Source organism: Arthrobacter sp. H5 (assembly GCF_000520595.1).
Taxonomy (GTDB): Bacteria; Actinomycetota; Actinomycetes; order Actinomycetales; family Micrococcaceae; genus Arthrobacter_D.
In genome coordinates this window covers 30,716-53,103 of sequence record NZ_KI914998.1, presented here as the reverse complement: position 1 = coordinate 53,103, position 22,388 = coordinate 30,716, and the positions used below count along the sequence as shown (strand labels likewise).

Genomic DNA, 22,388 nt, shown 5'->3' with positions numbered 1-22,388 from the left:
CAGGGCAGCAACCCTGGCAATAATCTGTTCCTCATCCTGGGACTGCGCCAACACGGCCCTCGCCCGACCTTTCCCTACCCTCGTACCTGATATGGACAGGTGGCCGCCTGCGGGAATCACAACGGGGAAAAGCTGAATCTAGTCCTCGTGCTCAATCAATCGGCAACAGTGAAGGGCCCACGGCGTGATCCCCAATGCCCGGCTAGACGACGGCCTCAACGAACCATAGGGATAACGGCATCGACAGGCGACCACAACAACATTTTCAGCCCGGAACGGGCGTCCCGCAAGGGACACCTTGGCTAGATGGTGAAGTCTCGAATATGGGGAATCGAAGCGAACTCGGGAAGGAGATGATCGAGAAAGGGTTACTATCGATCTGTCAAGCTTGGTCCGCTCGAAGGAAACGGAAGTCGCAGCCCTCGTCCGCTTGAGTCACCTCTTGGACGTACAGGCGTCGGTAGCCTCGGTCCGGAACGTCGGGTGACGCCGGTCCGAGCTCCTCCACACGGCGCTCGAGTTCCTCCTCGGATACCTCCAGCTGCACGAGCCGACGACTCACACTCAATGTGATCCTGTCCCCGGTTCGCACGAGCCTTAACGGCCCGCCCACGGCGGACTCCGGGGTCACATGCAGCACCACCGCACCAGCCGCGGTACCGGACATCCGGCCGTCCGAGATACGAACCATGTCGCGCACACCCTGGGCAGCAAGCTTCTTCGGGATAGGCAAATACCCAGCCTCCGGCATGCCGGGATTACCCACCGGCCCGATGTTGCGCAGCACCAAAACCGAGTCCGCGGTGACATCGAGCGAAGGGTCGTCGATCCGAGCGGCGAGGTCAGCCGCGTTCTCGAACACCACAGCCTGCCCGGAATGCTCAAGCAGCGACGGCGATACAGCAGCTTGCTTGATGATCGCCCCACCCGGTGCCAGGTTTCCGCGCAGCACCGCGAGGCTGCCCTGCGGATAGATCGGATCCGACAGCGGCCGGATGATGTCCTGCGGGAAGCCCGGACCGGCGTCGTTTATCTCCTCGCCAAGGGTCCGGCCGGTGACGGTGAGGGCATCCCTATTGATAAGAGACCCGAGTGAGCGCAGCACGGCAGGAACACCGCCGGCACGGTGGAAGTCCTCCATGTAGTACTTGCCCGACGGCTTCAGGTCCACCAGCACCGGCGTCTCGGCACTCATCCGATCCAGCTCATCCAGAGACAACTTGATCCCGAGCCTGCCGGCAACAGCGGTCAGGTGAATGATCGCGTTGGTTGAACCACCAATCGCAAGCAGCATCCGGAGCCCGTTTTCGAAGGCCGAAGGAGTAAGGATCGCAGACGGAGCAAGACCATCAACAGCGAGAGCAACAGCCCGCGTGCCCGTCGCCTCCGCAATCCGCACCCGGTCCGCCGTAACAGCAGGTGCCGACGCAGACCCGGGCAACGCAATCCCCATCGCCTCCGCAATGCACGCCATGGTGCTCGCGGTACCCATTACCGAGCACGTGCCGACGCTGCCCACCAGGCGCGAGTTCACGTCGTCGACCTCTGGTTGTGAAATCTCCCCGGCACGGAACTTGCCCCAGAACGCCCGGCAATCCGTACACGCACCGACACGCTCGCCGCGATATCCACCGGTCAGCATCGATCCGGTCACTAGCGAAATCGCCGGGACACTGGCCGACGCCGCACCCATCAGCTGCGCGGGCACTGTCTTGTCGCAGCCTCCGATGAGCACGACGGCGTCCATCGGCTGCGCGCGGATCATTTCCTCCGTGTCCATCGACATCAGGTTCCGCAGGAACATGCTGGTGGGGGAGGAGAAGCTCTCGTGCACCGAGATGGTGGGGAATTCGATGGGGAGTCCGCCGGCCAGCATCACCCCGCGCTTCACTGCCTCCAGTAGTGCAGGCATGTTGCCGTGGCACGGGTTGAAGCCGCTGCCCGTGTTGATGATGCCGACGACGGTCCGGTCCAGCGCATCATCCGAATACCCGGCCCCCTTGATGAACGCCTTGCGGAGGAAGAGGGAGAAGTCGGCGTCTCCGTAGGAGGTGAGGTTCTTGCGGAGGCCGGTTGGGGGTTGGGGGATCTCCACGGTTACCGGATCTCCACGCGCGCCCTAGCGGGCACTTGGTCGATCACCGGGGGTTCGCTAGCGGGCACTTGGTCGATCACCGAGTCGTCGATCACCGGAAGGCCGCTACACCCGTTATGTGGTTGCCCAGAATCAGAGTGTGCACCTCATCCGTGCCCTCGTACGTGCGCACGCTCTCCAGGTTGTTCGCATGGCGCAACGGCGAGTAGTCCAGCGTGATCCCATTGCCGCCGAGCATCGCCCGGGCATCCCGACAGATGGCAATCGCCTCCCGGCAGTTGTTCAGCTTGCCCACCGAGATCTGATACGGCTCCAGCGTCCCGGCATCCTTGAGCCGGCCGATCTGCAGCGCCAGCAACATGCCCTTGTTGATCTCCAGCGCCATGTTCACCAGCTTTTCCTGAGTCAACTGGTACCCGGAGAGCGGCTTGCCAAACTGCATACGCTCCTGTGAGTATGAAAGCGCCGCCTCATAGCTGTCCCGAGCTGCACCCATCGCGCCCCAAATGATCCCGTACCGGGCCTCGTTGAGGCAGGAAAACGGCCCGCGCAGACCCTTGGCATCAGGCAGCATCGCCGAGGAAGGCAACCGCACATCGGTCAGCGTGATGTCGCACTGGATCGACGCCCGCATGGAGAGCTTCTGCGCAATCGGGGTTGCCACAAATCCGGGAGTGTCAGTAGGCACCACAAAGCCGCGGACGCCGTCGTCGGTCATTGCCCAAATGATCGCCACCTGCGCCACCGACGCCAGCCCAATCCAGCGCTTTGCGCCGCTGATAACCCAATCGGAACCGTCCTTCCGGGCGAACGTAGTCATCGAACCGGGATCGGACCCGGAGGACGGCTCTGTCAGCCCAAAACAGCCAATAGCGGTTCCGGCAGCCATCTGTGGCAGCCACTCAGTCTTCTGCTCCTCCGAGCCGTGCTTGGCAATGGCGCTCATCGCCAGCGACCCCTGCACCGAGACGAACGTCCGCAGGCCCGAATCGCCGGCCTCCAGTTCCAGCGCGGCGATGCCATACTCCACCGAACTCCGGCCCGGGCAGCCGTACCCCTTGATGTGCATGCCCAGCAAGCCAAGTGACGCCATCTTCGGCACAATCTCCAACGGGAACACCGCGCGGTCATACCAGTCGGCAATGTTGGGCTTGATCTCGGCGTCCACAAAGGATCGCACCGACGATCGGACGGCAACCTCCTCGGGGGAGAGGAGAGAGTCAATGGACAAAAGGTCTACAGTCATCAGCTTTACTTTCCGGTTGATGTGGTCGAGAGCGCCGCGAAGGTCGCATCGTTGTGCTCGCCGAGCAGCGGCGGCAGACGCCGGTAGCTGGCAGGGGTTTCGGACAGGTGAATCGGGTTGGCCACCTGATGGCTGGTGCGCGGCCCGGCGTCGTCGGTCATTTCGACGGCGGGATCCAGTCCCAGCTCCTCGGCCAGTTCCAGCGCCTCCACAATGGAGTTCACCTTCCCGGCCGGAACGCCCTCGGCGGACAGTACGGAGGACCACTCTGCGGCCGGACGCAAGGCCAGTTGCTCCTCCAGCAGCGCCTTCAACTCGCCGCGGTGCGCTACCCGCTGGGTGTTCGTCGCAAAACGCGGGTCGGATGCAAGGGAGGGTACCCCCAGTACCCGCACCAACCCGGCGAACTGCCGGTCCGTCCCCACAGCCACGGCAAGAGGCCCATCCGCGGTGCAGAGAGTTTCATACGGCGCGATCGACGGATGCGCATTGCCCATCCGCTGCGGTGACTCCTTGGTGGCCAGCGTGCTGGACGCCTGGTTGACCAGCCCCGCCAGCAGCGACGACAACAGGTTCACATCGATTCGCTGTCCCCGCCCGGTCGCATCGCGGTGCCGCAGCGCCGCGAGAATCCCGAGCGCCGCGTTCTGCCCGGTCACCACATCCACCAGCGCCACACCCACCTTGCTCGGCTCCGAATCCAGCGACCCGGTCACGCTCATCAGCCCGCCAACGGCCTGCACCAGCAGGTCATACCCCGGCAGGTGCGCGCCGCCGGTGGAACCGAATCCGGTGATCGAGCAGTAGATGAGGTCGGTGCGCTGCAGCGTCTTATAGTCCAGGCCAAACTTGGTCATCACGCCCGGCCGGAAGTTCTCGATGATCACGTCGGCGTGCAACGCGATTTCCCGCGCCCGCGCAAGACCCTCGTCAGTGCGCAGATCGCACACCACCGATCGTTTGTTCCGGTTCACGCTGGAAAAGTAGGTGCCCACCCCGTGGTCGTCCACGGGCGGCACCCAGGACCGGGTGTCATCCCCGGCAGGGCTCTCCACCTTGATAACGTCCGCCCCAAAATCGGCGAGCATCATCGAGGCATACGGCCCGGCCAGGACCCGGGAAAAGTCCGCCACCCGAATACCGTCCAACGGTCCGGCAGAAACAGACGCACTATCAACGCTGCTCATTGCGCGTCATCCTCCTTGATTGATCTAGCTGCCCGAGGTCACGGGATTGCTCAGTGTGCCCACGCCGGCAACGCGGCACTCGGCCACATCCCCGGGCTTGACATGGATGGCACCGGGCGTGCCGGTGGAGATGATGTCGCCCGGATACAGCGGCATCACCTTGCTGTGGAAACTGATCAGGTACTCGGGGCTGTACCGCATGTGCGCCACGGTGTTGGTGCGCAGCACCTCGCCGTTCACCACCGTGGACACCTCCATGTCGGCAAGAATCCCGTCACCCACGGCCACGGCCAGCGGCACAATCCGCGGCCCAAACGAGAAAAAGCCGGGAAAGTTCTTGGACCGGGTCAGGAACCGCGGGTTCCGCTGCAGAATGTCCTCCGCGGTCTGGTCCAGCACGGGCACGACGCCGGCCACATAGTCCAGCGCGTCCTCCACTTCCACATTGCGGCAGTACCGGCCAATAACGACGCCGACCTCCGCCTCCGTGGTGGTCCGCTCGCTTTGCGACGGGATGGGGATGTCTTCGCCCGGGCCGATCACCGTGTGGTCGCCCTTAATAAAGGACGCCGGCTCCTCCGGCACACCCTCGGACAGGTCGGCCGCATGCTCCACATAGTTCAGCCCGATGCCCCACAGCATCCGCGGGTGCCGGTACGGGGCGCCGAAGGTGACGCTGTCCGGATCTTTGAAAATAGCACTGGAGGCGCCCTCGTCGACCGTTTCTACTAGTTCCTCCAGGCGGTCGAGCAGCTCCTCGGTGAGGATCTCGCGGACGTCGCCGCGGAAGCCGGGCAGCAGGTCGCGGACCAGGGCCAGCCCGCGGTGGGGGTGGACCACGGCGGCAAGCTCGTCCGCGCCCTCACGGACGGAGCAGAGGTGAAGGGTGTGAGTCATTGGAATCTTTCAGTTAGTAGGAACGGACCAGTCCGCCGTCAACGCGGATCTGCTCACCGGTGACGTAGGCTGCGGGCTGGCTGGCGAGGAACGCGACGACGGCGCCAAACTCCTCCGGCTTGCCGTACCGGCCCGCGGGAATGGTGCCTTCGGAGGATTTGCGGGCCTCTTCGGGAGTGCGGCCGGTGCGCTTGGCCGCCGCGGCGTCCAGCGATGCCACCCGGTCCGTGTCGATACGCCCGGGCAGCACCATGTTCACGGTCACCCCGGCCGCCGCGACCTCGGCCGCGAGCGTCTTGAGGTACCCGGCAAGCCCTGCCCGGCCGATGTTGGACAACGCCAGGTTCGGCAACGGGCTCTGCACCCCGGAGGATCCGACGGCGACAATCCGGCCCCAGCCGCGCTCCCGCATTCCCGGCAGCACCAGGGATGTTAGTCGCATGTGTTGGAGCAGCAGTTGGTGGACGGCGGCCAGTGCCTGCTCGTCGCTGACGTCGGCGGCGCCGCCCGGTGGCGGTCCGCCGCTGTTGAGCACCAGCACGTCTATTGGCCCGAAGGCTTTCTCCGCCGCTTCAACCAGCTGCTTCGGCGCCCCGTCGAGAGTCAGGTCCATCCCGATTCCGACGGCGGAGGGCAGCTTGGCGGCTTGGGCCTGCACCACGTCCTCCCTCCGGGCGGCCATGACCACGTTGGCGCCCTCCTGAGCCAGCGCCTGCGCGATGGCCAGCCCAATCCCGGAGCTTGCCCCCGGCACCAGTACGTTCTTTCCGGTAAGTCCGGTCTCCATCAGACAAGCTCCTTCACAGCATCCAGGTGGGCGTCGATCATGTCGGCCAGTTCGGCCGGTAGCGTGGGTGCGGGCGGGCGTACCAGGGCTTCGGCGATGGTGCCGCGGCGCTTGAGGATTTCCTTGCGCAGCGCCAGGCCAATGCCGGGCTGGCCCTCGAAGTTCGCCAACGGCAACCACGGCGCAAAGACGTCGCGTGCGGCGCGGAAGCCGCCGTCGTCGTTCGCTGTGATGGCGAGCTGCAGCGCCTCCGGGTGGGAGAAGCCGGTCATCGCGCCGGCTGCCCCGGCGGCGAGTTCGTCGATCAGCCCCACGCCGCCAAGTCCGCCGAACACCGGAATATCGAGGACCTGAGTGAGCTGCGCGATGGCCACCGCGGTGGGTGGCGCCTCAGACTTCACGGCGGTGATGAACGGGCAGCGCTCCACGGCTGCGAGGATCTGCGCGGTGCTGATCTTCACGCCCGAGGCAACCGGATAGTCCTGCAGCACAATGTTGGCGCCGGTGGTCTCATGAATTGCGGTCAGATGCGCGGTGAGTAAGTCCGGATTGCCGGTGTTGGCCTGCACCATGAGCGCGGCGAGGTTGCTGCCGGCGGCGTCGACGGCGGTGTACGCCTGCTCGATCGCCACGGCAGTGGTGCGGGCGGACAGGCCCACCACCAGCGGGGTGTCCCCGGCTTCATCTGCCACCGTACGCACGATCAGTGACTGCTCGGCTGTGTCGAGGGAAGCACCCTCGCCAAAGACGCCAAGCACCACCATCCCGGTGGCCGGAATCTGAGTGTAGAGCTGGACTTCGCGGCGCAGCGACTCGGTGTCGACGTCGAAATCTGGTCCGGTGAACGGGGTGGCGAGCACGCCCCACAGACCTCGGGCTAGCGGAGTACTCATACGGTTTCCTTCTTTTCGGTGTCAAGCGCCATGGCGACGATGTGCTCGGCGATCGCGAGGGACGACGTCGCGGCGGGGGAGGGGGCGTTGCGGACGCTGAGCACGGAGCCGTTCCGGGTGATGCGGAAGTCGTCCACCAGCGATCCGTCCCGGTCCAGCGCCTGCGCGCGGATCCCGTTCGGCCCGGGAATCACGTCATCAACCGTCAGCTCCGGCACATACTTCCGGGCCTCGGCAACGAACCGACGCTTGCTCAGCGAACCGAGCATCTCGACGGCGCCGGTGCGCCAGTGCTGCTTCGCAAACGCCCGGAAGCCCGGATACGCCACGGCGTCGCCCAGATCGCGCGGCGAAACGGTGCCCCAGCCGTACGCCTCTCGCGCAAGGGCGAGCACCGCGTTGGGGCCCACCATCACCTCGCCGTCGGTGCGGGGGGTCAGATGTACGCCGAGGAAGGGGTAGCGCGGATCGGGCACCGGGTAGATGAGTCCACGGACCAGGTTCCGCTTCTCGGGGCGAAGGAGGTAGTACTCGCCGCGGAAGGGCACAATTTTGGGCTCCGCCTGATCGCCCGCCAGCGCAGCCACGCGGTCCGCCTGCAGGCCGGCGCAGATGATGACGGCGTCGAACACCTCCCAGGTGTCGGTCCCGTTGTGTGTGCCGGTCACGAGTGTCTCGCCGCCGCGGCGGGTGATCCCGGTGACCTCGAAGGAGGTATGGACGGTTCCTCCGGCGGCCACAACATCCTCCCCAAAGGACCGTGTGATGGCGCCGTAGTCCACAATCGCGGTGTGCGGCGAATGCAGACCGGCCGTGCCCTCGACGTGCGGTTCAATTTCGCGGAGCTCGGCCCGGTTGATGATGCGGACGCCCGGGACTCCGTTGGCCTGCGCGCGTTCCATGATGTCGCCCAGCCGGGCTTCCTCCACGGCGTTGCGGGCCACGAGGACCTTGCCGCACTCGTCATAGGGGAGTCCGCGCTCGCCGCAGTACTCCTTGAGCAGCTCCACTCCCCGTCGGCACAGCTGTGCCTTCAGTGATCCGGGGGTGTAGTACAGGCCGGCGTGGACCACGCCACTGTTGCGGCCGGTCTGGTGCGCGGCGAGCTTGGGCTCCTTCTCCAGCACGGTGACCTGGGCGTCCGGCTGGACCTGCAGCAGGCGCCGCGCCACGGCGGCGCCAACAATTCCGCCGCCTATAACTGCGTAGCGAATGGGTGTCATCGAGACTCCTTGACAGTGGTGGAAAATGGACGCCGGAATGTGAACACCGGCACGCCGCGGGCGCGGCGGATCATCCGGCGGCCCAGCCGGAAGATGAGAGCTGCGAGCAGCGAGACCGCGGCGGCGGCAATCCAGGCGGTCTGGTAGTTGGTTGCGGTCACCAGCAGCCCAAACAGCAGCGGTCCACCGGCCGCTCCCAGTGAGAGACCGGTCTGCAGCACGCCGGTGGCGGACGCCGCGCCCTGCCGGTTATCGCGCACGACGGCGAAATGCACCAGTCCAGGCCACGTCCACCCCGCGCTGTAGGCAAGGAACGCGCCGGCCACAAAAACCGCCGGACTGCCTGTGCTCAGCAGCAGGTAGCCGGCCACGCCCACAGTCAACAGGTTGGCGATCAGCACGTAGGGGCTGCGCTTCGGGAAACGGTCCATCGCTGCGCCGAGTCCAATGCGGATCAACAGTCCCAACAGTGCTGCGCCGGCAAAGAGGAACCCGGCGTTGGCCGGGGACATGCCGGACTGCACGGCCGAGTCAACCAGGAAAACCCCCATCGAGGTGGCCGCAGCAGCAGCCAGGCCCGCTCCGATGGCCAGCATCACCAGACCGGCACGGGGTGTGCCGCGGTCCGCCGGAGCGTCCGCCGCCGTCGTTGTGGATCCGGCAGAGCCCGAGAGGCTGAACGCCGCCCAGACCGCCAGCCCCACAGCCGCTAACGCGCCGAACCAGAACGCGTAGCGCCAGCCGAGCACCAGCGCGATGCCCGGCACGGCCAGGCCGCCAATCAGTCCAGCGGCGGGAATGGAACACTGTTTAATGCCAAAGGCCAGCCCCAGCCGGCCGTGGCTGATCCCGCGGGAGATGCCGAGGTTTGCCGATGGCTGCGCCAGCGCGTTGGCGAATCCGCCCACCACCAACGCCGCAACCAAGACAGCGAACGACGGCGCCAGCCCGGCACCGCTCAACGCCACTGCCGCGAGGGCGCCGGACATCATGATGCCGCGGGCCGCACCGATTTTCTGCACCAGCCGCCCGAGCCGCCGGGCAAAGATCCCGGACACCGCAAACAGCGTGGCTGCGGCGATGCCCATCTGCGCGGGGCCGATGTCCAGGTCCGAGCGGATCTGGACGGCCAGCGCGCCCACCAGGAAGGCCGGGAGGACCCCCATGGTGGTCACGAAGACGGCCTGCAGCAACGTGCCGACGGCGCCCGACGGCGGTGCGGACGTCACGACGATTCGGCTCCGCTCTTCTTCGCCGCGGAGGTTTGCCCGGTGAGAGTTTCATCCTCGGTAGTGCCAACAGGGTCAGCGGCCCCACGCTCGGCAGCAGCCTCTTCAGGATGCCGCGCCTTGTGCACCTTCAGTCCCACAAAGTGAACTGCAATACCGGCGGCAATAATCGCCAGTCCAATGCCAAGGTAGAAAGGCTCCATCACCAGCAGGGGAAGCGAGCCGACGCCCAGCAGGACGCGTTCTGGCCAGCGGGCGGGGCCGGCGAGCCAGCCGCCGGTAGCCACGGCCAGTGCCGCGACCGCCACGATCGAGACGCTGAAGGCGAGCAGGACTGTTCCAATACCGCCCTGCAGCAGCAAACCAACGCCCGGTCCGGAGAGCACAAAGATGAACGGCACCAGGAAGGCCGACAGTGTGTAGCGCCAGGTCAGCCACATGGTTTTAATCGGTTTACCACCGGTGATGGCCGACGCCGCGAACGGCGACAGCGCTGTGGGCGGCGACACTTCACTCAGCACGGAGTAGTAGAAGATGAACATTGCTGCGGCGAACCCGGGAACGCCCACGTCCTGCAGCGCAGGCCCAATGATGACCCAGGAGATGATGAAGCTTGCCGTTACCGGCACGGCGAGGCCCAGCAGGATCACGGAGATGGCGGAGAATATAGCAGTGAGCAGCAGGCTGCCGCCGGCGAAGTCCACGATGATGTTGGCGAGCTTCAGGCCCAGGCCGGTCAGGGTCATGACGCCCACAATCAGACCGGCCGCGGCCATCACAGGGATCACCGAGAGCGCGCCGCTGGCACCTGTCGCGAGCGCATCCCAGATCCGCCTCGGAGTCATCCAGGACTGGCGGTCCAGGAAGCTGAGGACAAAGGCGAGAATGGTGGCGAAGACGACCGCACGGAACGGCGTCATGCCCAGGGCCATGAAGACCACAATCGCAATCAAAGAGCTGAAGTGGTAGCCGAAGCGCAGCAGCAGTTTTCCGACGGGCTTGACGTCCATCTTCACAGGTTTGGTTTTGAACTTCCGGGCGTCCATTTCAATGGCGAGGATGATGCCGAAGTAATAGAGCACGGTGGGGATGGTGGCCCAGATCAGCACCTGCAAGTAGGAAACTCCCAGCAAGGCGGCGATGATAAACGCGGCCGCCCCGAGTGTTGGCGGAGACATGATGGCCCCAATGCCTGCGGCAGCGAGGATTCCGCCGCCGTGCTCTTTGGGGTAGCCGGCCTTCTTCAGCAGCGGCCAGGAGATGCCACCGAGCGTCACCGTGGTGGCAACGCCGGAGCCGGAGACAGTACCGAGCAGGAAGCCGGCCAGGGTGACGGTACGCCCCGGCCCGGATTTCGACTGCCCAAAGGCCGAGAAGGACAGGTCAATGAAGAACTTGGTGGCCCCGGATGCTCCGAGCACTGCGCCGTAGATGGTGAACAGGATAATGTACGTGGCCGCCACGTCGGTGGGGACACCAAACAGGCCCTGGGTACCCATGACGTTGTGTCCAATGAGGCGGATCCAGTCAAAGTTGGACGTGTTGAACGGCGGCGGTATCAGCGTGCCGAAGGATGCGTAGGCAAAGAAGCCGATGACCACCAGCGGCACCAGGAGTCCCACGGTCCGCCGTGCCGCCTCAAGGGTGACCAGGATGGCAATGAGGCCCATGATCAGGTCGAGGTAGGTGGGGTTGATCGCCCGGCGGAAGAAGCTGTCCCAGTCGGAAATGATGTAGATGAACGGCACCAGCGCAATAACCGCCAGCGCCCAGTCCGCGATATGCGGGTTGTCCGACTTCCCGGCCTCCCTATCCTTGTCCGAGCGGCCCCAGCCCCGGTAGACGAGGAACGTCATGGAGAGCCCGAGCCCCAGAAAGGCCGGCAGGTAGAACTGCGTTGCCATGGGGTTGAACACCCAGTAGAGCCCAAAGACTGACAAGCCAACGCCAATAGCCTTGATGATGATTTCCGGAGTACCGCTGAGCCGGCGGGCGGGTTTCTCCGCCTCGAACTCCGCGATCAGCGCATCTTCGTCTATGGCGTCGCCGGGAGTGTTGACGTCGTCGTCGTCGGTTGTGATGGTTTTGTTCTTCGCCTCATCCGGGCGGGGATGACGTGCCTTCACAGCGCCTTTGCCGTGGGATCGCTCGGTCATGGGGTCTCCTTGATGTCTAGCACAACGAACGGGTTGTTGTCCTCAGCCAGCCGCCACAGTTCAAGCGGCTTGTGCCCAGGGACGTGGAGGGTCCGCTGCCCAAGATCCGTGGCAGCGATGGAAAGTTCTTCGAATTCAACCGGACGGGTTGGATCCGGTGGGACCACCCAATTGCGGCGGTCGGCGTCTGGCGCAGCGGTGGGGGCGCCGGGAACGCCGTAATACTCTTCCAGAACGGCCAGTTGATCGGCCGCGATTTCCGTCAGACGGTACGAGCCGTTAGGCAGGACCGTGTACCGCTCTTCGGCGAGAGTGCCGTAAATGGAGTTGCGGTAGCTCACCGCGAACGAATCCCCGGTGAGGGGCACGCTTGCCAGCTCGCCGCCGTCGTTCATAATCACAAGTGCGCGTTCTCCGGACTCTCCCTGCCCCGAGGCAGAAGCGAGACCGAGCGCACCAAGTGCACCGAGGCACACCAGGATGACGACGACGGCGGCAGCTGGCTTACGCAAGGTGGGTTAGCTTCCGGCCTGGTCGAAATAGGCCTGGGCACCCGGGCAGGTGTCAACGAACGGCACGTCGCCGGCGGTGGTTGCGTCGAGTTCCTCGGCGGCGGGGTGCACCTGAATCAGCGCTTCCTCGTTGTCGAAGATTGTGGTGGTGATGTCTTCCTGGAGTTGCTCGTCCATGGTGGTGCTGGCCACCAGGATGTTTGGCGACGCAATCACGGAGATGGCCTCGGTCTGGCCCTCATAGGTATCGGCGGGGATCTCCTGTTCCACGTAGTACTCGCCGTACTCTTCGGCCATCGGCGCAGCGTATTCGCCAATGGGAACGATCACCATGTCGCCGTCGCTGGCCAGGTCGATCATGGCGCCGGTGGGCAGTCCGCCGGACCAGAATCCTGCGTCGATGGTTCCATCACGCAGCGCTGCAACCGTCTCGGCCACACCGAGCTGGCGGCGGTCTATGCCGGACTCGGCATCAATGCCGGCAGCTTCGAGCGTACGGATCGCCGCAACCTCTGTTGCCGATCCGGGGGCCCCTACGGAGATGACCTTGCCGGCCATGTCCTCAACGCTCGCAATACCCGTATCCGCTGTGGTGATCGGCTGAAGGAAGTTGTTGTACACATTTCCGAGGGAGCAGATGTCCAGTGCGTTACCCTCAAAGTCGTTCACGCCTTCAACGGCGTCTGCGACCACGTCTCCGACGGCCAGTGCAAGCTGGGCCGAACCGTTCTCGATGAGGAGCATGTTGTCCACCGAAGCGTTGGTCTCCTGGACCGTGGCGTCATAGCCTTCCACGTTGTCGCGGATCACGGTGGCAAAACCGCCGCCCAGTGGATAGTAGACGCCGCCGGTGCCGCCCGTAGCGATGGACAGGCTGCCGCCGTCGGCCCCGGATTCGCCGCCACCCCCGCCGCCGCTGCCGCTGGTGTCGGGGCTTCCGCAGGCGGTGAGGAATAGTGCTGGTGCGAGGACAGCTGCCGCTGCGATGCGGATCCGTACACCCTTGTGCGAATTGCTGGTCATGGGTTTCTCCCTTGATGGTTGTTGATACTGCGGTGATTACTGTGGTTGCTCCTCAGGGAGCATGGTCGGCTGGCGCCGGGACGTCGGCGACGGCCAACAGCCCGGCGAGCGTGCGGTAGTACCCCACGAGGACTGTCAGTTCGGTGATGGTTGTGTGGTCGAGGTTTTTGCGTGCGGCGGCAAACGCGCTGTCGCTGATGCCGGCTTCGGCAACGAGTTCGCGGGTGAGTGAGAGGGCGGCGTTTTCGTTGTCGCTGAGTCCGGTTGGCGTCCGGCCGGCACGGAGGGCAGTCAATTCGTCTTCCTCAATGCCAACGGTGAGAGCCACGCGGCTGTGGGCGTACCATTCGTACGCCGAGTCGAGGGCGGCAGCGACTGCGCAGATCACCAGTTCCCTGGTCCGGGCCGGCAGCGACCCACCAAACCGGAGAGCCGAGCCCAGAGCTTGGACCGCCTGCCCCACGGATGGTGCGTACAACAGGGGGTTGAACGGACCGGAGAGGCAGCCGTCGTCGTCGGTAATCCGGAACGGGCCGCCCGCGCGAGGCGGGCCGGCAACTGCGTTGTACAGGCTCCGCTGGGCGTCATTGAGCGCGGAAGGCAAAATCGGCGGGAAGCGGTCTGGGCTAGTCTGCGCTGAGTTAGACAAGGGTTCGGCCCCCGTCCACGTAGAGGACGTGCCCGGTGATGAAGGCGGCCTGCTGAGAGGCGAGGAACAGGACCGATCCGGTGAGATCATCCACAGTTCCGAGCCTACCCGCGGGGACCAGCGAGGTGTAGTGGCCGCGGACACCGGGTTTGTCCAGATGCTGCCGGGTGAGTTCGGTTTCCACGTAGCCCGGGGCGATGGCGTTGACGGTGACTCCGCTGGGCGCCCACTCCCTGGCCATGACGCGCATCAACTGGTTGATGCCACCCTTGGTGGCGGCGTACGGGGCGTGGTCGGGGTGCGCGAGCAGTCCCGAGACGGAGGAGCAGTAAATCTGCCGCCCGTAACCGGCCTGGACCATGAGCCGGCCCGCTGCGCGGCCCAACCGGAAAGCGCTGGAAAGGTTGACATCCAAGGTGCGCTGCCAGTCGTCGTCGGACGTGTCCAGAACGGGCACGCGGTGGTTGATGCCCACCGCGTGGACCATAATATCCAGGCCGCCCAGCGCTTCGGCTGCTGTATTTACTGCTTCCTCGCAGCCTTCGGTGGTGGTGACGTTGGCGCTGATCTTGTGGACTTCCTGCCCAAGCTCATCCAGTCGGGGGCGGTCAATGTCCGTGGCGGCAACCCGGGCGCCTGCCTGGGTGAAGGCCGCTGCGCAGGCCGCACCGATTCCGCCGGCGCCGGCGATGAGCACGCGACTGCCGTCGAGTCCTAACCAGTTGTCCACTGCGGGGTTCCCTTCGGGCCGGTGCCTCCCGCGGAGGCACAGCGCAGGTATGCGTCATTGAATAGTGCGGGGGTCTATTGGAGATTGTATCCAATATTGAAGCACGATGTAACCTCTGTCACATAATTGTTACTTGTGTGAACGGATCTGTCCCTGGCCGCGGGGGGTCGTCCGGGTCGAGTGTGTGAACGGATCCGCTTGGGCCGACGGTCAGACCTCGAGGAAGCGCCGGAGAGCGTCGACGGCGTGCTTACGGTGGTCGTCCAGCATAGCTATCAAGCGGTCGGCGTCCCTGTCGGCGAAGGCTTCCACAATGAGGGTGTGCTCCTCTTCAACCCGTTGCCGGTTGGACTCCACGCCGTAGTAGACAAAGCGGTACGTGTCGGTAGCGTCCCACAGGACCTGGATCAGCCGCTCCAGCCTAGGCATCCGAGCGGCCGATAACAGGACAAAGTGGAACCGGCGGTTCGCTTCGGTCATCGGTAGGATATCCGCCGCGGCGCTGGCCGCTTCCACCTCTTTGGCGGCAATCTTCATCTCGTCCAGGACGCCGTCGTCGGCCCGTTTGACAGCGGCGCGGGCTGCTTCGGTTTCCAACAGCTGCCGGATGCGATAGACCTCCAGCAGGTCATCGAGTGACAGGCGGGCTACCTTGTAGCCGCGGTGCGGTTCATAGATCACTTGCCCCTCGCCCTCAAGGATCTTGAAGGCCTCCCGCAGTGGCACGCGGCTCACGCCAAGACGCTCGGCCAAGGCGTCCTGCCGCAGCGGCTGGCCGGGCAGCAGTTCGCCGGCGATGATCATGCGCCGCAGCTCCGCCAGCACAAATGCCTGCGCGGTGGGAGGGCGTTTTGGCAATGGTTCCGCCATGCCTCACTCCCCGATCTGTCTGCGCTTGCGTACGTGGACGACTCTAGCCCACCACGTGCAAACCCGCCGGTTAGATGCAGGATCGCCGGTTTGAACCGGCGAACGCGCACCTAACCAGCGGGTTTGTGTTTGAACCTACTCGGAGCGGGTGTTCTGCGTTGCCAGCGTGTCCCAGAAGGACGTGTCCGCGGTGTCGATTGACCCGTCCGCAATGGCGTTGACCGTTGCGTCCAGCGTGGTGATGGTCTGCTTGATCAGGTAGCCGTTGCTCTTTTGGCCAAGCACCGATCCTTCGTTGAAATGATCGGACATTCCGCGCATCTCGAAGAGCAGGGTAGAGATCCCGTACTCCACCGCGATGCCATTGCGGCTGATGGTTTCGGCGTCGCCGCCGCTGTACTTGCCCAGGTGTCCCCAGCCGGTGGAGTCAACGGCGTCGAACACCACAGCTCCCAGCTTCTTGGATCCTTCCAGAACCGCCGGGTCCACGTTGGGCGTGGTGGGGTGCAGGATGGAGCCGGAAACCAGTTGGCCGTCGCGCTCGCTGTTGGCGCCCTGGTGGTGCAGGTCGATCATGTAGTCGATGTCGTATTTCGCCATGACATTACTGTGGAGCGCTTGGGTTTCGGGCTGGATCTTGGCCACGTGGTCGCGGTTGAGGTCCACGCCGAGGGCGTTGAAGCGGGTGAGGTGCCGGTCGCCGCTGGCAATGTAATTGTCCAGGGAGAAGTCGACATCGCCCATGGCGCCATCCGGATTGAGCATGGGAACAATCAGGACATTGGCGTTGTCCAGCACATCCCCCGTTTTACCCGTTCCGAGATGCTTGATGAACTCCAGTGCACCCTCCGTAGTCAGCTGCTCGTTGCCGTGCTGCTGAGTCAGGAACAGGATGGTGGGATTCTCGGGATTCTGGATGTACTTGGCCAGGAACAGGTCCCTGCCCTTGACTGATTGCCCAATGACCTCAAGCTCCATCTGCGGCTGCTTGGCGTCCTGGGTTTTGAGGAAATCCGCCAGCTCGTCATAGGTGCGGAGGATTGAGGTGTTGATGGTTTCCTTGCCGCCATAGCCGGGACCTTCTCCGACCGCCAGCGCTGCGGGCGCGGCTACTGCTACGGAGGTGAACGCCAGGGCGCCGGCCATGGCGGCTGCTGCGAGTTGCTTCTTCATGTAAAGGATCTTCCTTCTTCTGTGGCAGTTGCTTACGGGGTGACGGGGATAACGCCGGCGTAATCGGTGCTGTAGCCGCTGACCGGTGCGTGCGGAATCTCTTCCCAGACCTCCGGGTCAACGTTCTGGACCTCTCCGTTGGCCAGGCCCAGCAGCAGCGTCTTCATGGCCAGAATGTTTTGCTGGATGCTCTTGCCGCGGGCTTTCTGCCCCAGCGAGCCGTCGCTGGTGTTGCCTGATGTCTCGAAAAACACCACCGGATTGGAATGACCTTCAGGATTGAGGCCCTGATGGTTCAGCCCGAGCATCATCGCCGAGACAACCCCGCCCTTGATGTCGATTTCGAGGTCCCCGCCCACCTGGTACCGGTCCATATTGATGAATCCGTAGCCGGACAATTCCTGGAACACGTAGCCGTGCATCTGCCGGGTCAGGACGTCGTACGCGCCGCCTGCCAGTGTTGGGAGGGTGGGCCCGCCCGGCGCAAGGGAGATTCCCAAGGACAGCGTGACGTCATCGCCCGTTCCAAATTCCTGCTTGAGGCCCTGATGGTGGATATCGATGCCGTACGCAGGATCAACCATGGTCCAGTACTCGTAGAACGCGAGCGATTCGCGGGCCTGGAACTTGTCCGCTACCCAGTCGCGGTTGAGGTCGATGCGCTGTTCCCTGCCGCTCGCGTCGAGCAGTGGCTGGTCAGTGGCGTCGTCCCACAGGACGGTCTGGCGGATGTTCAGCTCGCTGCCGTCCGGGTTGTACATGGGGATGAAGTGGATGGTGAACGCATCGCGGATCTCCTGGTACTCGGCTGAGCCGTTGGTGCCGAGGTCCTTGAGCAGGCTGAGGATGGATTCCGCGCCGTAGGGCTCGTTGCCGTGGATGCGTCCCTGCACCCAGACATCCTCCGGGCCGTCGCCCACGGTTGCCACGTAAAGATCGCGGCCCTGTTCACTCTTGTTGACCTGGGTGCCGGCCTCTTCAAGCGTGAACACATCGACGGCGTTCTTGCTGTTCTGCTCGAGCTTGGTCAGTTCCTTGATCGTGTCCTCGTACGTGAGGATGCTGGCCGTGTTGGTGTTTCCTCCAGGCGAAGGGAAGTTGGCATCGGCGCTGGCAGAGCCGCTGACAAACAGCGGAAGGGCGAGTGCGGCCGCTGCAGCCATCGCGGTGCGTTGTACTAACGGGAATCGTTTTCCCATGCTGAAAAACCTCCATATGACGTCGTCGTCTGCGAGTGATTCCCCCAAGGTGCCGGGAAGAAACCCGGCACCTGATAAACGTTACTTGCCGCAACTAACTATGTCACCGGTCCGCGACACTATTACTTCCGGAGAGTGCGCGTTTGCATTGATGCTGCCCCTGCGGCTTACGGGTGGAGAGCACTGGGTTGCAGATCCAGCCGCATGATAACGCGGGGAAATCCACCGGAGACGGATTCCGTGTTGGCGGCCTTGGTGAAGCCCGCGCGCTCAAACATTCTCCTAGTACCCACATAGGCCATAGTCAGGTCAACCTTTCGGCCCATATTGTCCACCGGATAGCCCTCGATTGCCGGCGCCCGCCGCGACCGCGCATATTCCACGGCACCCTGGAGCAGGGCATGGGAGATACCCTTGCCCCTATGGCCTGGGCGCACCCGGATGCACCACACCGACCAAACCGGCAGGTCGTCGACGTACGGAATCTTCGTGGAGCGTGCGAAGGGCAACTCCGCCCGGGCCGCGACGGCGGCCCATCCAACAACGTCTGCACCGTCGTAGGCCAGGACGCCCGGCGCGGCGTCGCGGTCGCATAATTTCCTGACGTACTCACCCCGCGCGGGGCCGACAAGTTCCCGGTTGGTTTTCGAGTCCACCCGGTGGCTGAGGCACCAGCACACCGAAGAGATGGGGTTCTTTGGGCCGAGCATGGTCGCGACGTCGTCAAACCGTGCTGCTGTTGCAGGCTTAACCTCGATGCTCACCCAGCCAACGCTACCCCCAGAGACGTGCGGCCGGCTGGGCCTCAAGAACAAAATTCACACCAGCCCTACCAGCGCGGGTGGATGGCTTCCCGGAAGTACTTGTAGTAGATGTTCCGGACGCCGGAATCAAGTTCTTTCCCGAGGGCACCGGTGTCGGCAGCGGCCGCGTTGGCGCGTGCCTGATCCACCGAACGGGCGCCGGGAATAACCGAACTCACACCGTCCTGCGCGATGATCCAAGCGATGGCCGCCTGGGCCGTGCTCACGCCGTCGGGCACCAATTCTTCAAACTCCCGCACCGCCGTCAGACCGGTGGCGAAGTCAACGCCGGAGAAGGTTTCGCCCACGTCAAACGCTGAGCCGGTGCGGTTGTAGTTGCGGTGATCGTTTTCCGCAAACGTGGTGTCCTGCGTGTATTTGCCGGAAAGCAGCCCGGAGGCGAGCGGCACACGGGCGATGATGCCAACGCCGGCCGCGCGCGCAGCAGGCAGCACGTCATCCAGCGGTTTGAGCCGGAAGGCATTGAGGATGATCTGGATGGTGGCAACGCCATGTTTGAGGGCTTCCAGCGCCTCATCCGTCCGTTCGACGCTGACGCCGTAGTTCTTGATGGACCCCTCGCTGACCAGGGTGTCGAGTGAGTCGTAAAGTTCAGCGCTGCCGTACACGCTGGACGGCGGACAATGCAGTTGCACCAGGTCCAGGGAATCAACCCCAAGGTTGGCACGCGAACGGTCCACCCACTGCCGGAAGTTGGCTAGGACGTAATTTTCCGGAACCTGGTCAACACGCCGGCCCATCTTGGTGGCAACGGTGATGTCCAGGCCCGGGTTAGCGGCCAGGAACCGTCCAATGGTCTGCTCGCTTCGGCCATCGCCGTAAACATCCGCCGTGTCGAAGAACGTCACCCCGGATTCAACTGCCGCTGCCAGGATGGCATCCGCATCCGCTGGATCCACCTCGCCCCAGTCGGCGCCGAGCTGCCAGGTACCAAGGCCCACTGTGGAAACTGATCGTCCGGTTGTGCCGAGTATGCGCTGTTCCATGTCTTCGACTATAGGCCCGCGGCCCGGCCCGCCAAACCTATGCCCACAGAACTGCCGAGTACTCCACCGGGCGAGCCTGCAGCTGGTATTCAGGCAGCACACCCGGTCCGCAGGAGGCTGAACCGATGCCCTGCAGCGCCGCACTGAGCGTGATCCAGGTCAGGCCGTCCGGCACCAGCGACCCATGATGCAAAGCGCGGTCCAGCTCAGCTGTTGGCCATGGCCGCACCGCGAGGCCCAGCCCCGGCGATGCCACCCGCAAAGACCCGATCCGCGCGTCCACCACACCGGCCCGGTTCCCGTTCTCCTGTGGGAACACGTAGGGGGTCTGCAGCTCATCAACGGATGCACTGTAGCGGCCAAAAAGGTTCCCATAGCCGGTGTCCGGATAGGATTCGCCCGGACCGTAGCCAACGTATTCGATCCGGTCCGAGACTGCGTCCACCGCAAACGTCACGCCAACCCGCGGAATGGGCAGGTCCGCCGGCCAGTTGGCGCTTGGCGTGACGGAGCCGGAGACACGGATACCCGCGCCGTCCGACGTCCACCGCTGAACTGAATCAGCTGAAATGGACGTTCCCGGCCCGGCAACACGCGTGGTCACCACCAGCAGGTTCCCGTCCAATTCCAGCGACACCAGCCGCGAGTTCAGATGGTTGAGCTTCAGCGCCTTCCACTTCGCCTCGAACGCGGGCCCCGTGAAGGCCCGCTCGTTGTCTACGGGTGCGCGCCACAGATCCGTATGGAAGTGGTGGACGTTCTGCCCACCCAGCTGAACCAGCGCTCCGGTGTGCACGTCAAACCGTGCAGGACCAAGTACGACGACGTCGCCCTCCCGTGTGGGTGCCACCAGGGAAGCGGGGGAGAGGGAGGGAACGGAGTCCCCCGCCGTGCGGACAGCCTGACCAGTGCTGACCACATGACCGGCCTCAGCCCAGGAAACAGACTCGCGCAGCACCGCCTGCACCGTCAGCGCAAGCGCATCATCGGGCAGCGGGATGGACACCGAGCTGGTGGCACCGGGCAGAACCGCTGCCACATCGAGCGCCGTCCAGGAGCCCTCGTCCCAGGTTCCGCCCGAATCCCGGCCCACCCGCAACTGGAACTCCAGGTGGTCCGTGGTCAGGAAGGCGTAGTGATTACTTACCCGCACCGCGCCGTCGTCGTTCACTGTGATCTGGACCGGCGCATAGATCGCCTTGGCGTCCAGCAGTCCGGGGGAGGGCGTGCGGTCGGGGAAGACCAGCCCGTCGGCAACAAAGTTGGAGTCGTGGACGTGCTCGCCGAAGTCGCCGCCGTACGCGTGGATCTCGTTGCCAAGGGTATCCGTGCTCAGCAGCCCATGGTCAATCCATTCCCAGATGAATCCGCCATGCAGCCGGTCATGCTCATACGCGAGCGCCTGGTACTCCTTCAGCCCGCCCGGCCCATTGCCCATGGCGTGCGCATACTCGATCAGCAGGAACGGTAGGGTGTTGCGGCGCGCATCGTGCTCGGGTGAAACCGGGGGTTCCTCATGCCGGCCGATCGCTGCCACCGCGTCATGCGTTGGGTACATGCGCGAATAGAAGTCAACGTACTCGCCGTCGTAATCCTGTTCGTAAATGGTGGGACGGGAGCTGTCCCTGTCCTTGATGGCGCGGACCATCGCCTTGCTGTTTATGCCCGAGCCAGCCTCATTGCCGATGGACCAGAGAACAATGCTCGGGTGGTTCTTGTCCCGCTCGATGAACCGCAGCGTGCGGTCCACCAGCGTTCCCTGATAGTCGGGATTGTGCGTGGGGTTGGTTGCCGCGAGGTCCGCATCCAGGGCGGTGTGATCGGCGAAAGTGCCGTGGGTTTCAAAGTCGCCCTCGTCAATCACCCACAGCCCGTACTCGTCGCACAGGTCCAGAAAGCCCTGCTCCGGCGGGTAGTGGCTGGTGCGCACGGCGTTGATGTTGTGGCGCTTCATCAGCAGGATGTCCGCCACCTGGTTTTCCCGCGAAGAGGTGCGGCCGGTTACCGGATCGAACTCGTGGCGGTTGACTCCGCGGAACACAATGCGCTCGCCGTTGACCGTGAAGCGGTCGCCGACAATTTCAACGTGACGGAAACCGATGGCCAGGTCAACGCTCTCTGTCTCCGTGAATATCTTGGCGGCGTACAGGACCGGGTCTTCGGCGGACCACGGCCGGACGGCGTCAATCCGGATCTGGGTGTTTGCTTCGCCGTCGATGCCGAGCTCGGGGATGCTGATCCGGGCACCCGCGGTGGTCTCCACGGCAAGCGATCCCGCCCCGGTGGAAGACTCGTAATCCGCGTGCACAAAGACGTCATTGATGCCACCGGCCGGACGCAGCAGAAGGTCAACGGACCGGAAAATGCCGCTCAGCCACCACATGTCCTGATCCTCGATATAAGTGTTCGCGGACCACTGGTGAACGCGGATGTCGATCCGCTGCTCTGTGGCCGCGGCATCGAGGACGGACGTGACATCGAATTCGTTGGTGAGCCTGGAGCCCGAGGTGATGCCGACGTCGTGCCCGTTCACCCAGATACGCGCACAGGAATCCACGCCTGCGAGCCGCAGCAGGACCCGGTCGCCGCCGGCGAGACCGTCACTAAACTCAGGCGAAAGCTCGAAGCCGCGGGAGTAATGGCCGGTGGGATTCTCATCCGGGGTGTGCGGCGGATCCACCGGGATGGGGAAAGTGACGTTGGTATAGC

General features: G+C 64.3%; 19 protein-coding genes. All 19 read right to left on the bottom strand.

Annotated features, from left to right (window positions below; all coding sequences use genetic code 11):
- Positions 1–382 precede the first annotated feature (382 nt).
- The gene (locus Y708_RS0112290) at positions 383–2,095 is read right to left on the bottom strand and encodes an IlvD/Edd family dehydratase (RefSeq protein ID WP_028280167.1); all 1,713 of its coding nucleotides are present in this window, start codon (positions 2,093–2,095) and stop codon (positions 383–385) included.
- 91 nt (positions 2,096–2,186) lie between these two features.
- Entirely contained in the window at positions 2,187–3,341 is a 1,155-nt protein-coding gene (locus Y708_RS0112285) for an acyl-CoA dehydrogenase family protein (RefSeq protein ID WP_051478951.1), read from the bottom strand.
- Positions 3,342–3,346: 5 nt separating this feature from the next.
- Entirely contained in the window at positions 3,347–4,528 is a 1,182-nt protein-coding gene (locus Y708_RS0112280) for a CaiB/BaiF CoA transferase family protein (RefSeq protein WP_028280165.1), read from the bottom strand.
- Between the two features lie 24 nt (positions 4,529–4,552).
- Positions 4,553–5,425 carry a fumarylacetoacetate hydrolase family protein gene (locus tag Y708_RS0112275; protein ID WP_028280164.1) on the bottom strand — a complete coding sequence of 291 codons (873 nt, stop codon included), beginning with the start codon at positions 5,423–5,425 and terminating at the stop codon, positions 4,553–4,555.
- A gap of 13 nt (positions 5,426–5,438) precedes the next feature.
- Complete coding sequence (locus Y708_RS0112270; protein ID WP_028280163.1) at positions 5,439–6,212, bottom strand: SDR family oxidoreductase; 774 nt, start codon at positions 6,210–6,212, stop codon at positions 5,439–5,441.
- Positions 6,212–7,105, bottom strand: coding sequence for a dihydrodipicolinate synthase family protein (locus Y708_RS0112265; protein ID WP_028280162.1), 894 nt, complete (start codon positions 7,103–7,105; stop codon positions 6,212–6,214). Before Y708_RS0112265 ends, Y708_RS0112270 begins: the two co-directional genes overlap by 1 nt.
- Complete coding sequence (gene lhgO, locus Y708_RS0112260; RefSeq protein ID WP_028280161.1) at positions 7,102–8,328, bottom strand: L-2-hydroxyglutarate oxidase; 1,227 nt, start codon at positions 8,326–8,328, stop codon at positions 7,102–7,104. Before lhgO ends, Y708_RS0112265 begins: the two co-directional genes overlap by 4 nt.
- On the bottom strand, positions 8,325–9,557 hold the full coding sequence (locus tag Y708_RS24705) for an MFS transporter (protein ID WP_051478950.1): 1,233 nt from the start codon (positions 9,555–9,557) through the stop codon (positions 8,325–8,327). Before Y708_RS24705 ends, lhgO begins: the two co-directional genes overlap by 4 nt.
- Positions 9,554–11,713, bottom strand: coding sequence for a TRAP transporter permease (locus Y708_RS24700; RefSeq protein WP_081746753.1), 2,160 nt, complete (start codon positions 11,711–11,713; stop codon positions 9,554–9,556). The genes Y708_RS24705 and Y708_RS24700 overlap by 4 nt, the downstream gene beginning before the upstream one ends.
- Positions 11,710–12,225, bottom strand: coding sequence for a hypothetical protein (locus Y708_RS0112245; RefSeq protein WP_028280160.1), 516 nt, complete (start codon positions 12,223–12,225; stop codon positions 11,710–11,712). The genes Y708_RS24700 and Y708_RS0112245 overlap by 4 nt, the downstream gene beginning before the upstream one ends.
- Positions 12,226–12,231: 6 nt before the next feature.
- Positions 12,232–13,248, bottom strand: a complete 1,017-nt coding sequence (locus tag Y708_RS0112240) for a TAXI family TRAP transporter solute-binding subunit (RefSeq protein WP_028280159.1) — start codon at positions 13,246–13,248, stop codon at positions 12,232–12,234.
- A gap of 52 nt (positions 13,249–13,300) precedes the next feature.
- Positions 13,301–13,897 (bottom strand): carboxymuconolactone decarboxylase family protein, encoded by a 597-nt coding sequence (locus Y708_RS0112235; RefSeq protein WP_051478949.1) that lies wholly within the window; start codon positions 13,895–13,897, stop codon positions 13,301–13,303.
- Positions 13,890–14,627 (bottom strand): SDR family NAD(P)-dependent oxidoreductase, encoded by a 738-nt coding sequence (locus Y708_RS0112230; RefSeq protein ID WP_028280157.1) that lies wholly within the window; start codon positions 14,625–14,627, stop codon positions 13,890–13,892. Before Y708_RS0112230 ends, Y708_RS0112235 begins: the two co-directional genes overlap by 8 nt.
- Before the next feature lie 210 nt (positions 14,628–14,837).
- Entirely contained in the window at positions 14,838–15,497 is a 660-nt protein-coding gene (locus Y708_RS0112225) for a GntR family transcriptional regulator (protein ID WP_028280156.1), read from the bottom strand.
- A 135-nt stretch (positions 15,498–15,632) separates the two neighbouring features.
- The gene (locus Y708_RS0112220) at positions 15,633–16,670 is read right to left on the bottom strand and encodes a M14 family zinc carboxypeptidase (RefSeq protein WP_028280155.1); all 1,038 of its coding nucleotides are present in this window, start codon (positions 16,668–16,670) and stop codon (positions 15,633–15,635) included.
- Positions 16,671–16,702: 32 nt separating this feature from the next.
- Entirely contained in the window at positions 16,703–17,869 is a 1,167-nt protein-coding gene (locus Y708_RS0112215; RefSeq protein WP_028280154.1) for a M14 family zinc carboxypeptidase, read from the bottom strand.
- A gap of 167 nt (positions 17,870–18,036) precedes the next feature.
- Positions 18,037–18,633, bottom strand: a complete 597-nt coding sequence (locus tag Y708_RS0112210; RefSeq protein ID WP_028280153.1) for a GNAT family N-acetyltransferase — start codon at positions 18,631–18,633, stop codon at positions 18,037–18,039.
- A 65-nt stretch (positions 18,634–18,698) separates the two neighbouring features.
- The gene (locus Y708_RS0112205) at positions 18,699–19,679 is read right to left on the bottom strand and encodes an aldo/keto reductase (RefSeq protein WP_028280152.1); all 981 of its coding nucleotides are present in this window, start codon (positions 19,677–19,679) and stop codon (positions 18,699–18,701) included.
- A 37-nt stretch (positions 19,680–19,716) separates the two neighbouring features.
- On the bottom strand, positions 19,717–22,388 hold a 2,672-nt coding region (locus Y708_RS24695), incomplete at its 5' end, for a glycoside hydrolase family 2 TIM barrel-domain containing protein (RefSeq protein ID WP_035776185.1).

What these genes read in the sequence shown, in the direction of transcription:
- Y708_RS0112285 (WP_051478951.1), bottom strand. Translation starts at nt 3,341, where the DNA reads ATGACTGTAGACCTTTTGTCCATTGACTCTCTCCTCTCCCCCGAGGAG.
- Y708_RS0112280 (WP_028280165.1), bottom strand. Translation starts at nt 4,528, where the DNA reads ATGAGCAGCGTTGATAGTGCGTCTGTTTCTGCCGGACCGTTGGACGGT.
- Y708_RS0112275 (WP_028280164.1), bottom strand. Translation starts at nt 5,425, where the DNA reads ATGACTCACACCCTTCACCTCTGCTCCGTCCGTGAGGGCGCGGACGAG.
- Y708_RS0112270 (WP_028280163.1), bottom strand. Translation starts at nt 6,212, where the DNA reads ATGGAGACCGGACTTACCGGAAAGAACGTACTGGTGCCGGGGGCAAGC.
- Y708_RS0112265 (WP_028280162.1), bottom strand. Translation starts at nt 7,105, where the DNA reads ATGAGTACTCCGCTAGCCCGAGGTCTGTGGGGCGTGCTCGCCACCCCG.
- lhgO (WP_028280161.1), bottom strand. Translation starts at nt 8,328, where the DNA reads ATGACACCCATTCGCTACGCAGTTATAGGCGGCGGAATTGTTGGCGCC.
- Y708_RS24700 (WP_081746753.1), bottom strand. Translation starts at nt 11,713, where the DNA reads ATGACCGAGCGATCCCACGGCAAAGGCGCTGTGAAGGCACGTCATCCC.
- Y708_RS0112240 (WP_028280159.1), bottom strand. Translation starts at nt 13,248, where the DNA reads ATGACCAGCAATTCGCACAAGGGTGTACGGATCCGCATCGCAGCGGCA.
- Y708_RS0112225 (WP_028280156.1), bottom strand. Translation starts at nt 15,497, where the DNA reads ATGGCGGAACCATTGCCAAAACGCCCTCCCACCGCGCAGGCATTTGTG.
- Y708_RS0112220 (WP_028280155.1), bottom strand. Translation starts at nt 16,670, where the DNA reads ATGAAGAAGCAACTCGCAGCAGCCGCCATGGCCGGCGCCCTGGCGTTC.
- Y708_RS0112215 (WP_028280154.1), bottom strand. Translation starts at nt 17,869, where the DNA reads ATGGGAAAACGATTCCCGTTAGTACAACGCACCGCGATGGCTGCAGCG.
- Y708_RS0112205 (WP_028280152.1), bottom strand. Translation starts at nt 19,679, where the DNA reads ATGGAACAGCGCATACTCGGCACAACCGGACGATCAGTTTCCACAGTG.